General features: G+C 61.0%; 11 protein-coding genes and 1 pseudogene. 6 read left to right on the top strand and 6 right to left on the bottom strand.

Annotated features, from left to right (window positions below):
* Positions 1–420: 420 nt before the first annotated feature.
* The 4 genes from AC1MCA_RS15075 to AC1MCA_RS15060 all read right to left on the bottom strand — a co-directional run bounded on the left by AC1MCA_RS15075 (position 421) and on the right by AC1MCA_RS15060 (position 5,514).
* Positions 421–1,569 carry an acyltransferase family protein gene (locus AC1MCA_RS15075; protein ID WP_479798780.1) on the bottom strand — a complete coding sequence of 383 codons (1,149 nt, stop codon included), beginning with the start codon at positions 1,567–1,569 and terminating at the stop codon, positions 421–423.
* A 185-nt stretch (positions 1,570–1,754) separates the two neighbouring features.
* A complete protein-coding gene (locus AC1MCA_RS15070; RefSeq protein ID WP_479798778.1) occupies positions 1,755–3,185 on the bottom strand; it encodes a dihydrolipoamide acetyltransferase family protein in 1,431 nt (476 codons plus the stop codon).
* A gap of 2 nt (positions 3,186–3,187) precedes the next feature.
* Entirely contained in the window at positions 3,188–4,300 is a 1,113-nt protein-coding gene (locus AC1MCA_RS15065; RefSeq protein WP_479798773.1) for an alpha-ketoacid dehydrogenase subunit beta, read from the bottom strand.
* A complete protein-coding gene (locus AC1MCA_RS15060) occupies positions 4,297–5,514 on the bottom strand; it encodes a thiamine pyrophosphate-dependent dehydrogenase E1 component subunit alpha (RefSeq protein ID WP_479798769.1) in 1,218 nt (405 codons plus the stop codon). The genes AC1MCA_RS15065 and AC1MCA_RS15060 overlap by 4 nt, the downstream gene beginning before the upstream one ends.
* A gap of 160 nt (positions 5,515–5,674) precedes the next feature.
* Here AC1MCA_RS15060 and AC1MCA_RS15055 point away from each other — a divergent pair, with 160 nt between their 5' ends.
* From AC1MCA_RS15055 to AC1MCA_RS15035, 5 genes are all read left to right on the top strand, one after another.
* The gene (locus AC1MCA_RS15055) at positions 5,675–6,139 is read left to right on the top strand and encodes an Lrp/AsnC family transcriptional regulator (protein ID WP_479803416.1); all 465 of its coding nucleotides are present in this window, start codon (positions 5,675–5,677) and stop codon (positions 6,137–6,139) included.
* Between the two features lie 1,109 nt (positions 6,140–7,248).
* Entirely contained in the window at positions 7,249–8,502 is a 1,254-nt protein-coding gene (locus AC1MCA_RS15050) for a polysaccharide biosynthesis protein (RefSeq protein ID WP_479798766.1), read from the top strand.
* A gap of 164 nt (positions 8,503–8,666) precedes the next feature.
* Complete coding sequence (locus AC1MCA_RS15045) at positions 8,667–9,875, top strand: hypothetical protein (protein ID WP_479798760.1); 1,209 nt, start codon at positions 8,667–8,669, stop codon at positions 9,873–9,875.
* A gap of 430 nt (positions 9,876–10,305) precedes the next feature.
* Entirely contained in the window at positions 10,306–10,539 is a 234-nt protein-coding gene (locus AC1MCA_RS15040) for a hypothetical protein (protein WP_479798756.1), read from the top strand.
* A 252-nt stretch (positions 10,540–10,791) separates the two neighbouring features.
* Positions 10,792–11,493 carry a transposase gene (locus AC1MCA_RS15035; RefSeq protein WP_479798753.1) on the top strand — a complete coding sequence of 234 codons (702 nt, stop codon included), beginning with the start codon at positions 10,792–10,794 and terminating at the stop codon, positions 11,491–11,493.
* A gap of 406 nt (positions 11,494–11,899) precedes the next feature.
* Here the strand turns inward: AC1MCA_RS15035 and AC1MCA_RS15030 are convergent, their stop codons facing one another.
* Positions 11,900–12,004 (bottom strand): transposase, encoded by a 105-nt coding sequence (locus AC1MCA_RS15030; RefSeq protein ID WP_479798750.1) that lies wholly within the window; start codon positions 12,002–12,004, stop codon positions 11,900–11,902.
* Positions 11,998–12,411: pseudogene (locus AC1MCA_RS15025) on the bottom strand (transposase). The gene AC1MCA_RS15030 and the pseudogene AC1MCA_RS15025 overlap by 7 nt, the downstream one beginning before the upstream one ends.
* A 590-nt stretch (positions 12,412–13,001) precedes the next feature.
* Here AC1MCA_RS15025 and AC1MCA_RS15020 point away from each other — a divergent pair.
* Positions 13,002–14,606, top strand: a complete 1,605-nt coding sequence (locus AC1MCA_RS15020) for a tyrosine-protein kinase domain-containing protein (protein WP_479803414.1) — start codon at positions 13,002–13,004, stop codon at positions 14,604–14,606.
* Positions 14,607–15,205: the final 599 nt, after the last annotated feature.

The following is a 15,205-nucleotide window of genomic DNA, read 5'->3' as shown; positions in this document are numbered from 1 at the left end:
AGCCAGACGGGCACGGATGGCGATCAGAAGTGTTTCGAAGTCACGGTCACCGGATTTTGCGAAGTCGTGCCGGTACGTGATGGGGGCGGTGGGATCTGTCTTCTCACCGGAGCTGACGAGCTCACCCAAATGACGCGAGAGCGCGCTCTAGCCTATCCCGCTCCGCCCGTAAAATGACAGAACATTGTTCCGGGGACGCAGGAAATCAGTGACCAGGTTCGGATCCTTCGCAAGCTCGCCCACAACCCGCCGGCTGGCCGCCAATGCCTCCGCCTGGGCCACTCGATTGGTGAAAATCCGCGTCCCCGCTGACGGCATTCTTCCTGATTCGAGCAACCCCCGCAGTCCCATGGCTCCAACCTACATGGCCTTGTGGGGTGTCAGGGCTGACGTCGTCTCGGCGCTGCCTTGCATCTCGCGTCAGCGGGAGTGCTCAAGCCGTCCAGCTATCTCCGCCTCCTGCTCCCGTTCGGGGACGGAACGGCCGACGGCGGGCTCAAGCCTTTCGGAGGCCCAGCGGCGGAGGGGCCGTTCCACGAACCGGAAGGACAGGTAGGCCATCAGCACCGTCAGGTCTGCCGCCAGCGGCACGCGGACCCAGAGCGACGGGACAAGCGGCTTCAGCAGGAGGTAGACGGGCAGGTGCCATAGGTAGGCGGCGTAGGAGAGGTCGCGGCCGGGGTTGGCCAGCCAGGGGTGGCTCAGGATTCTAGAGGCGGGACCGGCCGGCCGAAGGACAAGCGATCCGATGACCACCCCTGCCAGCAGTGCCAAAACGGTGGGGCCAAAGGTCCAGAAGACGCTGAACCACGTCCCGGGCGTACCCGGCTCGTGGAGGGCGAACACTGCGGCCGCCAATGCCAGCCCGGCGACCGGACCGGCCCAGCGCGCGGCGGATTGCAGGGAAGCATGGGCCCGGGAACCGGGAGTGACCGAGGCGAACACGAGGGCCAGGGTGCACCCCAGCAGCAGCTGGTCTGCCCTGGTGTCCGGCCCGTTGTACAGCCGGGACAGGGGCGCACCCGTTGATACCAGGACGAACCGTGACACCAGGAACCCTGCCGCCAGGGCGGCGGTCAGCCATGCCACTGTGCGGACCTTCCAGAACCGCAGCATGCCCAGCAGCAGCACCGGCCACACCAGGTAGAACTGTTCTTCAACGGCCAGGGTCCAGGTGGGGCTCAGCGCGTTGCCGCCGGTGGAGGAACCGAAGACGCCGAAGTTGGCCAGGTTCATCACGTAGGACGCGGCAGGGATGGCGTTGGCTTCCTGGCCTCCCCACCCCGACCGCGGGAAGACAAAGCCCACAGTCACCACCACGGCGCAGACAGCCAGCAGCGCCGGCCAGAGACGGGCGAGCCGCTTGGCGTAGAACACGCCCAGGCGCAGCTGGCCCGTTGCTTGGTATTCCTTCATGATCAGCAGGGTGATCACGAACCCGCTGAGGGTGAAGAACACGTCCACGCCGATGGACCCGCCGGGGACCAGCTCCGTCACGGTATGGAAGAGGAAGACGAACGCCACCGCGACAGTCCGCAGTCCGTCGAGGGCGTGCTTCCGCCCTGACATGAGCCCGTTTCGGGGCGCAGCAGGGCGGTCCGATTTCGTTAAGGTTCCGCTACTTGACCAAGAATTCACCCACCCAGCTTACATAACGTTTCTATAACCCCGCTGGGCGCAGGCTGGGAAAACGCTTGGTCTATCGCCTCCTAAATCCACAGAAAGGGCGTGAAAACCAGCGGGAACTCGGGCCCTTAGATGTCCACGAACAGCGAGCTGGGGTTCTCGATCGCATCAGCAACGAACCGCAGGAACCCGGCAGCTGTGCCGCCATCGCACACGCGGTGGTCGAAGGTTAGAGTGAGTTCGGTGACTTTGCGGACAGCCAGTTCGCCGTCCACCACCCACGGCTTGTCCATGATCCGCCCCACCCCGAGGATCGCCACCTCTGGGTGGTTGATGATGGCTGCGGAGCCGTCCACCCCGAAGACGCCGTAGTTGTTCAGCGTGAATGTGCCGCTGCCCAGTTCCTCGGGCGTCGCTTTGCCGTCGCGTACGCCGGCGGTGAGCCGGCGGATCTCCCCGTCCAGCTCGCGGGCGCTGAGTCTGTCCGCGTTCCGGATGGAGGGAACCATCAGCCCGCGGTCGGTCTGGGCCGCGAAGCCAAGGTTGATCCCCGCGAAGGCGACGATCTCCTGAGATCCGTCCGATGTTGTTTCGATACGGGTGTTCAGCTCCGGGAAGCGTTTTAACCCGGCCGTGACAAAACGGGCGATGAACGCCAGCAGTCCGGGGGTCTTGTGCGGATCGGACTTCTTGAGCCCGGCCCGGAGCTCAACCAGTGCGGTAGCATCGACGTCCACCCAGACGGTAGCTTCGGGGATCTCCGAACGGCTCCTGGCCATGTTGGCGGCGACAGCTTTACGGACACCCTTCACCGGCGTCCGGGCCGAAATGCTTAGGCCGGTGCGGGAGTCAGTTCCTTCGGCGCCCTGCGTCAGCTTGGGTGCCTGAGCCTGAACGGTTGCTGGCGTTTCGACGTCGGTTGAGCCTGCCGTAACCGGCGCCGGGCTGCTGATGGCAGCCTCCACGTCCTTTCGCATGATCAGCCCGCTGTCGCCGGAGCCGTGCACCGCGCCGAGGTCAACGCCGTGTTCCCGGGCCATCCGCCGGACCAGCGGGGAAATGACGGCGCCCAGTTTTCCCGGGACCCTGGTGCGGAGCAGCAGCAGGTCGTCGGCAGCTTTCTCTGCGTCACCCACCGGAGATGCGCTGTCGTTGCCAGAGCTCAAAGAGGCCGCCCGCCGTGGGGCTCGTGTCCGGCCGGTACTGCCACTGCCGCCCAGCGTCCCGTAACCGATCAGCACATTCCCTGAACCGGCTTTCTCCTCTTCGCGGTACGTATCGGCGGCGGCTTCAGCCGCAGGAGCCGGCGCCCCCAAAGGTGCCACCGAGATAAACGGCTTGCCCACCTCGAGCGTCTGCCCGGGTTCGCCATGGAGCACGGTGACAGTGCCTGCGTACGGCGACGGCACTTCCACCACGGACTTGGCCGTTTCCACTTCGGCGATGGGCTGGTCCACCCGGATCTCATCGCCCACCGCCACCAGCCAGTTGAGCAGTTCGGCCTCGGTGAGGCCTTCGCCCAGGTCGGGAAGCATAAATACTTGCAGTGCTGAGGTCATGGTCAGTTCTCCCACTGGAGGTCGTCAACGGCGTCGAGGATGCGGTCCACGCCGGGCAGGTAGTAATGCTCGAGCTTCGGTGCCGGATAAGGGGTATCGAATCCAGTTACACGGCGGATCGGCGCCGCGAGGTAGTGGAAGCAGCGCTCCTGGACCCGGGCCACAATTTCGGACGAAACGGAGGCGAAGCCGTGCGCTTCGGCGATCACCACGGCCCGGCCGGTCTTGCGGACGGACGCGCAGACGGTCTCGTCGTCGAAGGGGACAATCGAGCGCACGTCGATGACTTCCAGCGAGCGGCCTTCTTCCGCTGCCGCCGCTGCAGCAGCCAGTGCCGTGGGAACCGACGGTCCGTAGGCAATCAGCGTCGCGTCGGTCCCGGGACGGGCGACGGCGGCCCGGCCTTCGGAGGAAGTGCCGGCTTCCGTATTGGCTGCGTGCTGTGCCCGGAGGTCCGCCAGGTCCACCACGTCCTTGGACCAGTAGAGCTTCTTGGGTTCCATGAACATAACCGGGTCATCCGAATCGATGGCTTCCCGCAGCATGCGGTAGGCATCGGCGACGGTGGCCGGAGTGAACACCTTTAGGCCGGCGGTGTGCGCGTAGTAGGACTCGGAGGAGTCGCAGTGGTGCTCCACTCCCCCGATCCCGCCGGCGTACGGGACCCGGATGACCATGGGCAACTTCAGGGCGCCCTTGGTGCGGTTATGCATCTTGGCCACGTGGCTGACGATCTGCTGGAACGCCGGATAGGCAAACGCATCGAACTGCATCTCCACCACGGGACGCATCCCGTTCATGGCCATGCCCACGGCCATGCCCACAATGCCCGACTCGGCCAGCGGGGTGTCAAAGCAGCGTTGCTGGCCGAAGGTTTTGGTCAGGCCGTCGGTGATGCGGAAGACTCCGCCCAGGAGGCCCACGTCCTCGCCGAAGACCAGAACGGATGGGTCTGCCTGCATGGCATCGGCCAGGGCAGTGTTGAGGGCTTTGGCCATGGTGATGGCCTGTGGTCCGGTTGCTTCTTCGGCGGCAGCGGCGGATGCAGCGGCCCGTGCGGTTGCGGCGCTGACGTTGCCGTTCGCCTCTGAGGACGTGGTCACGGTGGGACTCATTTGGTGGACTCCTCAGATGACGCTTCGCGGGCCAGTTCATCCGCCAGCATGGCGGACTGTTCCTTCAGCTGGGGTGTGGGTACGGAGAAGACGTGCCGGAACAGTACCAACGGGTCCACGGGGACATCCTCGCTCAGGCCCTCACGGAGCTGGGTGGCAACGGCTTCCGCCTTCGCGGCGATCCGGTCGCTGCCATCATTGTCCAGAATGCCGCGGTCCGTCAGGTAGGTCTTCATTCGGCTGATCGGGTCCTTGGCCAGCCACTCGGCCACTTCACTGTCCGGCCGGTAGCGCGTGGCGTCATCGGCGTTGGTGTGGGCCTGCATCCGGTAGGTGTTTGCTTCCACCAGGAGCGGCCCCGAGCCGTCCCTGGCAAGCTTGACTGCCCGGTCCAGGACGGCAAGAAGAGCCACCACATCGTTGCCGTCCACGCGCTCGCCTGCCATGCCGTAGCCCACAGCCTTGTGGGCGAGCGACGGCGCCACGGACTGCTGCGACAGCGGTACCGAGATGGCGTACTTATTGTTCTGGACGAAGAAGATCACGGGCAGGTGGAAGACTGCGGCGAAGTTCAGGGCTTCGTGGAAGTCGCCTTCACTGGTGGCGCCGTCGCCGCACATCGCCAGCACCACGGTGTCCTCGCCGCGGAGCTTGGCCGCATGTGCCACGCCCACGGCGTGAAGGAGCTGGGTGGTGAGCGGGGTGCATTGGATTCCCACCTTGTGCTTGGCAGGATCGTAGCCGCTGTGCCAGTCGCCACGGAAGATTGTCATGGCCTCCACGGGATCGACTCCCCGTGCCATGACTGCCACTGCGTCCCGGTAGGTGGGAAAGATCCAGTCGCCCTCGGAAAGGCAGAGCGCTGCTGCCACCTGGCATGCTTCCTGGCCGTGGCTGGACGGGTAGACAGCCATTCGCCCCTGGCGGACGAGGGCCGAATTCTGGTCGTTGACCCGGCGCCCCACGACGAGCTGCTCGTAGGCGGCCAGCAGTTCTTCGTCGGCAGGCAACGGGTATTCGTGGCCGGGTTCGGTGCCCTGCTCACTTTCTGCTTTGAGCTGTCCGTCCGGGCCCACCATCTCAATCTGGTGGTGGGCGGGAAGCATGTAGTCCTCGGCAGTGATGCCGAATTTCCGCACCGCTTCCGATACTGCGTTTTCAGCTGGCAGCCGTTGGGCTTGGTCCGGCGCAGAGTGGTCCGCGGAGATCGTCATTGGTCCGTCCTTCTGTAGCCATTAGTCATTCCCAGTATCGTCCCGCAGCACGTTTCGTATCCACTACTTCGTCGAATCGTGGAAGCTACCGCTAAATCGGCCTAGTCTGGAAGACAAATCGTAAGTGCGATCTGGACAACGAGTGGGAGCAGTGGACGAATTGGCAGGACGTGAAGGAGACAGCACCGAGGTGCCGCTGGACGAAGTCGACCGCAGGATCATTGCTGAACTCACTCGGGACGGCAGAATGTCCGTCACACAGGTGGCCGAGAACGTCCATATTTCACGGGCGCACGCCTACACACGCATCGCCAGGCTGACCGGCGAAGGTGTGCTGACCAAGTTCACGGCCCTAGTAGACCCCATTAAGGCCGGCCTGAAGTCCTCCGCCTACGTGACGCTTAAGGTGAGCCAGCATTCATGGCGCGAACTGCGCGAAGAGCTGAAATCGATCCCGGAGGTGCACCACATAGCCCTCGTGGGAGGAGACTTCGATGTAATCCTGCTAGTCCGCGCCATCGACAACACCGACCTGCGCCGGGTGATCTTCGACCAACTGCAGTCAATGCCGGGGGTGCTGGATACGCAGACGTTTCTCGTGTTTGAGGATGTCGATACGCGGTAGAGGATATGACGCCGGCGGTGGCAGCCGGGCGAATCCCGGGCCCCGGCCGTCTGCCGGCAGTTGTCGTGCCGAGATCTTACGCCTTCTGAGCGCCATCCAACCAAGCCACGTGGACGCCCGAACGGCCGCTCGACAGAATAAGACATCAATACAGATAGAGCTGCAGCGCATCGAGACTAGCGGCCCCGCTTCGCCTCGCCTCGCCTCGCCTCGACCACCGAGCTGAGCCAAGACGGCTGCGTTTCTCAAGGCGTAAAGACACTATGCGCCCGCCACTCTTCCATTGTTCGTCGATTGCCTCCAGGCCTACCCCGAAGCAACGCCACGTCTTGATACGCGAGCCCAACCGACCGCGCCGCGTTGCACAGTCCACCTAGCGACGTAATCGCCTTCGTGCAAGTATCAGCGCGCTCCCCTCGAAGAGGATACCGCCGCCCTGCTATGTTGCAGAGAGACCATCATCACCACGGATGCCCTCTGAAACCTGGTCTAAGGCCGTCGCTGCAACCGGCGCGGTGAACGCCACCCTAACGCAAGCAGGGTACATTTATACAGCGGTCGGTCTCCAAAACTGTTCGGGAGTGAACTGATCGCCCTGTCGGCCAAATTCCACAAGGTCACACCGACTGGCTCTCGCCCGGCACGAACGCCGGGGTGATCCTGACGGGCAATGTAGCCGCCTCTGAGACCGCCGGCACCGTGTGGCTCTGGGCTGACCAGGTTGTCTAACGATCACACGATAAGGGAGCAGGCTGGCCCAGCCAGACTTGCTCTGGGGGGAAAATGAGTCAGCAATGGGTATCGGCCGCCGTGGCGGCCAAGCGCACGTCGAGACGTGCCGGACGCGAAGTGTATGTCTCCCGTCGCGCCATCACGAGAGCACAGTATGCGGCCGATTGCTACTGCAGCGGGAATTGGTCGATGATCGGCGAACTCGTCCTTTCTTGGCGTGCATCGACAGCATTCACTGTTGTCCAAGGTGCGCTTCAGTTTCTAGGGATGCGACCTGCGCTGACACGCGGCGACCGAACGCTCGATGCGCCAACTCTCAGGGCTCTACCCGACCGCGGCCGTGAGATTTCATGAGTAAGTTGTGGAGCCCAAAGCAAATGAAGTGGTTAACCCAACTCCTGCGCTACGCATCAGTTCAGGGGCTAAGTCAAGTGATTGCGTTCGCAACCGGGGTATTGGTCGTACGTTCATTTGCCAAAGTCGAATACGCGCACTACTCGTTGTCGATATCGATGATCGCGGCAGTGACGTTCTTAGCGGATTCGGGCATCAACGCAGTCCTCATGTCTCGGGGTGGCGCGCTACTTGACAATCGGAAGGAGCTTGGCGGGCTATTTTCTGACGGGCTCACCTTCCGTCGTAAGTTTGGGTGGATCGTAGTCGCATTTGGAATGCTTGCTCTCGCATGGCTGCTGACTCTCAACGAAACCTCTCCGGCTGAAACCGCAATCTATTGCGCCTTGGTAGTGTTGAACTTTGTGCCAATACTAACTATCGGCATACTGCAGGCCTATCACCGCCTGTCGCTGGACTTCGTTTTGCTTCAACGGACAACCATCGTGGTCGCAATCCTGAGACTTGTTCTGGTGCTCGGCTTCGTGTTATCAGGTCACCTGTCAGTCGTAAGCCTGCTCCTGGCAAATATCGCGTGTTCGTGCCTAACGGCATTTATCCTATTCAGATCGGGTCGCCGAAGCGTCGATCTGCGCTCCGGTCGCGGAGACAATACTTCCGCCTTCCTTGCCAACGTGAAGAGAACATTTCCTATGGTCCTTCTAGTGGTGTCTGGTGAGCAGATATACCTAGCTATCCTGTCGATACGAAGTACTACAGAAATCCTCGCGGAAGCGGCTGCACTGTCTAAGTTCGCTGTTGCCTTCGTGGTTATTAATGCCATTGTGAGCGATATAGCGGCTCCTCTCTTGTCGAGAACCGCACCTTTGCGCTTTCTCTTGGCAAAGAGGATGACGCTAGTGATTGGAGCGTATTTTGCGGCGGGCGCCCTTGTCGTCGTTGCGGTGGCGCTTGTATCCAGCCAGTTACTTGCTATTCTTGGGCCTGATTACAAAGGACTGGAACTTCCCTTAGTGGTCTTTTCTGCTGGGTACGCACTTTCGTATGTGGGATATGCATTTGACACCATGAACCAAGCACGAGGCTGGCTATCACACTCGTGGGTCTACATACCGCTTCTCGGGTTGTGGGTCATCTTTGGCCTGTCTGGACTTGATCTCCTCAAGGTTGAGAACGCGGCTCTACTATTCGCCGCAATGCCACTGCCGATGCTGATCACTCAAGTCGTCAGATTCGGAACTGGCCTGCGATCAATTCCCCAGGGAAAACCAGCGTGAGCAAGCTAGGAGGACCCAGCCTCCGGGGCTCTTGGAGGTCTACGCCCAAAGGTGAGCAAGCAACGCCTGCTCGGCGAATGTTCGCAATTGCGGCAGCCGTCTTCGTGCACCTTTGGATTTTGGAAGGTGCACTACGGAAGTGGGTACCGGGGACAGAGAGCCTGATGTACTTCGCACGCGACATTGTGATCATTCTCGTGCTTATCTTGCTCGGTCTGTTTTTCGCAAAGGGTGAAAAACGCAAGCCGTTCATTGCATTTTGGCTAATTCTTGCCGCACTTACGCTGCTGTCGGTGGTTCAAGTGATCGCCATACCAATTGATGTGCGGGTTGCGATTGTTGGCCTCCGGAGCTATCTGGCTCCGCTTTTTCTCCTTTACGGTGCATTGCGGTATGGCTTTCCGGAGTTATCCACGAGGCTCGCACGCATCATCGTGGCGTACGGACCAGTGCTTGCGCTCCTAGCGATCGTCCAAGTATTGAGCCCCCCGACGAGCGTCATTAATCGGCAGGTGGGATCGGACGAGGCATACTTCATCAACTTTGGCGTAGTGCGAGCGAGCGGCACATTCAGCGCCCCTGCTGGTCTCTCAACGTTCGCGCCGCTCTGCCTAGCCCTTTCGCTCGCTTTGATGAGCCAACCTGCTAGAAGCAAGGACTTCAAAATTGGCGTAGTCGGGTTGCTTTCCAGCCTTGGCATCGTGGCTTTGGGCGGTAATCGTCTCGCAGTTCTTGGTGCCCTCATCGTTGCGGCGATCTATTGTCTTCGCCAACTTAGTTTCGGAAGTTCTCGGGAGACTCGCCGTCTTGCTGGGTTTCTACTTATCATCACATTAGTTGCTGTAGTCGCAGTTGCTGCGTTCCCCTCCGTCCTGAATGCCTTTTCACAGCGCTTCGAGAACGCGTCTCAGTCGGAAGACTCCTCGGCGCGATTAGTCGAGCAGACGTTCGGCTTCCTCACTTATCCGATGTCGTTCTTCGGGCACGGCATAGGAGTCCATAGCCAAGCCGGCATCAGCCTCGGCTCAGGCCGCGCGTGGGTTGAATGGGACACGGAAAAATGGGTGGCAGAACTTGGGATAATTGGGTGGTTTCTCGCCGTTCTTCGCTTGGCGCTTTCGACAGTCCTGATCGGGCGAGTCATGATCGCCCTACACCGGCTGCCGTTACTCGCGGTCATGTCCTTCGCGGCGGTAATTCCAACGCTGTTGTACGGGCAGATAACTCAATTTCCCTCCAATCAGGCGTTCGTGTCGATTGCCGTGTCAATCTTGGTGCTGAGCTGGCCCACCCACTCGGCACACGCCAACGGACAAGAATCTGCTCATGTCTCAGCTCAACTCCCCGTGCGTACGAAATTGGGTGAGTACTGAGGCCCGCTTTGAGCGGCTTGTATCTTTGTAGTACCCCTGTTGAGGAGGGGTGGTCGTCGTTTGCGGTGGCCTTGGGAGGGGCCGGGGTGGTTCCGGTTTTTCGGATGAGCGTCATGGCCCCTGAAAGAGATCGTCGCCCCCGGTCTGTCTTCCAAGCAGACCCGATTGAGGGAATTGGTGGCCGGAAGAGAACGGCGCGCAGCACCGGGTTTCGTCCGGGCGGGCACCGGATCACTGACAAGCGCGGGAACTGTATCCGACGCTTCCTCAGCAGTCGTGGGCGTGTGAGGGAGGTCGCCGCCGGCGCTCAGAATAGTGCATGACGGTTCTCCCCAAGGATGGGGAAGCCCGGCCTGGTGACTCGGCTGGTGGGACCGGCAAAGACGGCTTGTCCCCATCGCCCGTATTCGATGCGGGGAGGAGAACCATCATGCAAAATCAGGATAAACCCGCCGGAGTCGTGCGCGCAGTGGCGGGCATCGACGCGGCCGTCACGGCACGCCACCACATTGCGGTGCGGGAGTTCTTCGACGACGGAACAGAACACCTAAGCCGTTTCACGGTCGACCCGACACTGGCCGGGTTGGAGAGACTCTCGTCGCGGCTAGCGCAGTTCTGGCGCTGGCCCTCGCGGTCGAACGGGCCGGCAGCAATATGGAAATGATCGGTGCCCGGCACTCTGCACGGCTGCGCGGAGCCATCATGGGCAAGAACAAATCCGACGTCATAGACTCCGAAGTCCTCACCCACGCCGAAGAGATCTTCGACCCGCCACCCCTGATCCTTGCATCCTCGGGACAGCTGGCGCTGCGGCGGGCCGTGGTCCGCCGGGCCGGCACCGTGGTTGACGGGAACCGGTACTGGCGGCGGGCGCCGTGCTGGGCCGCTGGCCTCCGTTCCCTGGCATCGGCGCGCGGTGCGACCCGCTGCTGTCGCTGGCGCGAGCTGGGCCTTTCCCGAGGGTGTGGACCGCGTTCGCCGGATCCGAATCGACAGCCCTCTGACGGCTGTGGTCGCCGAGCACACCCGCGATGTCGCCGACACACCCGCCCGCGCCACGGCGATCAAGACCGCAGCCCTAGGATGGGCCGACTTCTGGGACGGTCACCTGGACCTGGACGCGCTGGCCATCGACGTCACCGAACACCTCACCGACCTGCAGGAATCCCGGGCCAGGGTGGATCACTTCACTTCCCACGCACGTCCGTGGTGGGAGCATCTCTACGGCGATGACCCGCTGATCCTGTTCCTGCCAGGTGTTGGCCCGGCAACCGGTCCCTGCATCCGCGCCTACTTCGGCGACGGATCCGGGTTTCGACAGTGCCAAAAAGAAGCCAATTACGCTGGCATTACCCCGTCCAACTGGTCCTCCGGGACGATGAACCAGTCGCGCCGGGCCATCAGCAAGGAAGGACCGGCACCCCTGCGTCTGACTTTCTACCAGGCCGGCAGCGTCGCCCGGACCATGGATCCCCAGCTGGCCGCGTTATATCACCGGCTCATGACCGAACACGGCCACTGCCACACACAGGCCACGATCGCTGTCGCCAGGAAACTGGCCGAAAGAACCTGGAAAACCCTCACCACCGGGCAAATGTATGAGCGGCGGGACCCCTAAGGACAGCCCGTCACCAAACGGGCCGCGAAAGAACTCATGGCCTCCAACTACACCGTCACACCCAAGCAACGCAGCCAGTCGCGGTCCCACACGATCGAAGCGAACCGGGCCCGCCTGACAGGGTAAACACCGATCACCGCCACCCGTTTCTGAGGCCGCTGGCGATCTCCCCGCCCCACCAGCCCGGGGTGCAAACCAGCGACCCAACGACCCGGTCCCGTCCCGATGGACGCACTTCCCGTCACCGCGGAACACAGGTGACGGTGCACTCACCCTGCCTGCCGTGCAGAGCTAAAATGCATTGACAAGCTTTAGGGAATCTCTTCACGGTTCGTGGGGAAATGAATCCCTGCAATGAGCGCCATGCCTCCGTCCGGACGGCACTTCTCAAGAGAATATCCGATTTTTAGTTGGCGGCGTTGCGATAGCCACGGGCCGTGCGCTTGATGTTCTTGACCGCTGTGTCGCTGGCCTCGACCTTGCCGGTCGTAGCGCCGGTGATGATCAGCACCTCGATCTCTTCCCATTACCGGCAAACGGTGCGTAGAGCCTGTTCGTCTCCGGCCGGGCTGCCTTCTTCACCGATTCCTCGAGTTCGTTCTTCGCCGCCGCGGCGTCTTCCAGGGAGCCGGTGCGCAGGAGAACCCGCAGCTGTTCCTTGACGTTCCAGACGGCCTGGAGGGTGCCGGTAGGGTCGTCCGCGTTGAACACTTCCTCGAGCCGGAGGGCGGCCCTGCAGCTGAGGGTGTCGTCGCCGCGCAACAGGAGCATCCGGTGGGCCCAGACTTTACCAACGGCCCGGCCTCGGCGGGCCTTGACCTGCTGGGAGAGGTTCTGCCGGGTCTCGGTCATGGCCTAGTTGGCCAGCGAGATCAGGTGGAAGTGGTCCACCGCGACAGCGGTGCGCGGCAGCCACATCCGCAATGCCTTACGGAACGCCGCGGAGGGGTCGATCGCCAAACCTGCACCCCGAGGCGCCAGGCCAGTGGCCGGGCGAACAGCCAGTCCCCGACGCCCTTGTGGTCACGGCCGTCGACCACGCCAAGGACCTGTCCGGTATCCAGATCCACGATGGTAGTCATCCACGGTTCGAACCGGGTCCACACCCCCGTGGCGGTGTCCTGGAAGAACCGCACGGACCGGGAACGGTGTTCATCAAATACCCCAATCCGGGCTTGTATTTGTTGCTTAGCCTTGGCCAGCGCCCGGGCTTCCTCAAAGGGGAGCATACGGGTGTAGCGAACCAGGATCCGGTGCGGTCAGGAGCGCTTGTCCAGAGCCTACCCCAGGTAGGACTTCCCGGATCCGGTGAGTCCCTGAGACACAACGTTCTGCTGCAGTTCCGTGAAAGAACACGCACCGAGCTGGCCACCGCCCTTATCAAATCAGACATGACAACCACGCCTAGGGCGAAGGTGTCATTGGCCTTATCGGGGCGAAAGAATTCTGCGTCAAAGTCTGCCGATAGATGGTCTAGGGCGCGGGTCGGAAGTGTGACGGTGTCCCTCATGCTGGTCGGCGGGAACACCTTCAAACGCTACAATGGCTGTAAGCAAGCAGACATAGTCGTTCTGGCGGCACGCCAGCCCGGCTGCCCCCGGAAAACGACAGATGGGGGACAAGCCATGGACTTACGGGACTACTTTCAGATTTTGCGCCGCAGCTGGATATTGGTTGTTATGTTCACCCTCGGAGGTTTACTGGCTGCGGGGTTAGCCTCTGTGCTCATCAAGCCAACATACACGTCGGAAACTCAATTGTTTGTCGCGGCTCAAACGAGCGGCACCCTAGCTGAACTCCAACAGGGAAACACGTTCAGCCAGGCTAGGGTGCAGTCGTATGTGAGAACGGTGACAACCCCGATTGTGCTGCAACCGGCTATTGATAGCCTTGGACTCAGCGTTTCGCCCGAGGATCTAGCATCACGGATAAAAGTTAGTGCCGACACTAATACCGTTCTCATTTATATTTCCGTGTCGGATACTTCCCCAGTTCAAGCAGCGGCTATTGCCCAAGCAGTCGCTGTAAGCCTCATTGACGTTGTGGATTACCTAGAAAAGCCAAAATCGGGTGGTGCTTCGGCGGTCACCCTGTCGGTAATTACACCTGCGCAGGCGCCTACTGCTCCTTCTGCACCCAACACGCGCTTAAACCTTATCCTCGGATTACTGCTCGGTCTGGCTCTGGGCGTCTCGGCGGCAATTCTGAAGACGTCCCTCGATAGCCGAGTTCGGAGCGAGGCAGACTTCCGGGGGATGTCCGAAGCGCCGGTTTTGGGAGGCATCGCATTTGACGCAGATGCAACCAAGAAACCGCTTCTAACGCAGGCCCCCACGCAGGGGCCGAGAGCTGAGTCGTACCGCCAGCTGAGAACAAATTTAGGCTTCACGAACCTTTCAGGTAAAGCAAAAACGCTTCTGGTGACATCGTCTCTGCCTGGGGAGGGTAAGACGACCACTGCTACGAACTTGGCCATCGCATTAGCACAGGCTGGTCAGACTGTTTGTTTGATTGACGCCGACCTGCGGAGGCCTATGGTCAGTGAATACCTTGGACTCGATAGGACAGTCGGACTAACAACTTCCTTGGTCGGTGATGCCGACGTTCATGACATATTGCAGCCGTGGGGGGATGACAACCTTTATGTCCTTACATCGGGTAATGTGCCGCCCAACCCGAGCGAGTTGTTAGGCTCTGAGGAGATGCGGCATCTGCTATCCAGGCTTGAGCCCTCGTTTGACACCATCATAATTGATACGCCGCCGCTGCTGCCGGTCACGGATGCTGCTGTACTTTCGCAGCATGTAGGGGGTGTCGTTTTGGTCGTGGGTGCACAAAAACTCAAGACTCAGGATTTGGCAAAATCATTCAAAGCTCTTGAGATGGTGGAGGCGAACTTGTTGGGAGTCGTACTGAACCAGCTTCCCACTAAAGGTTCGGATGCATATGCCTACACTTACTACAACAGGGAGGATTCCTCAGGGAATCGAAATCGTCGGGGTGCAAATTACGATACAGCGGTCGGCGAACCGGAGGCGCTGCCCCAGACGGAATATGATAATGGACTAACGGACGCGGGCATGCGGCCTCCGAAGTCATTTCCGCGTCGTTAGCACTCGACGTTGCGGGGAGGTCCCCTGTCCGGACGACATGTCGCTAGCTCCGATAGGCGAATGTCTTGTTGCGAGAGCGAAAGCTGCAGTGTGACGCCCCGCTGTATCGGCTCTGACAATGATGACTTCAGTCTTGAACAGACTGAAATGCATGAGGCCGCCATCAAGGGCATCCCGTTTACTTGGAGGCACTAACCTGATGGCGATTTACGACTTGATATTTAGTCTGTCGAGGAATGTGCAAGCATCGGCGCGCGGTGTCCGTTCCTTTCCCGGGATAAATATAGAGCCGGGGTCTGGCTGATAAGGTCATGGCATGCAAGGGCATACGACTTCAAACGTCAGACTCTACTGCCACCGGACGCAGACCTCGGATGCCGGGTTTGACAATATTCTGCAATGTGAAGGGCGAGGGCTTTGAGTAAGGGGAATTTGACTCTCTTTGGCGATTCGATCGCGAGCGGGCTGGGCGCGCGCGGACGGTCATATGGTCATCTAGTGGCTGACAGTTTGGGCCTGACCCTTCACGACTATTCCGTGACTGGCAGCACCGTTCAGCAATCCCTTCAGACATTTCGGGAAAACCCCTGTAGATCTGA

Source organism: Arthrobacter sp. BK1 (assembly GCF_056680055.1).
This window is presented reverse-complemented; position numbering and strand designations above follow the sequence as displayed.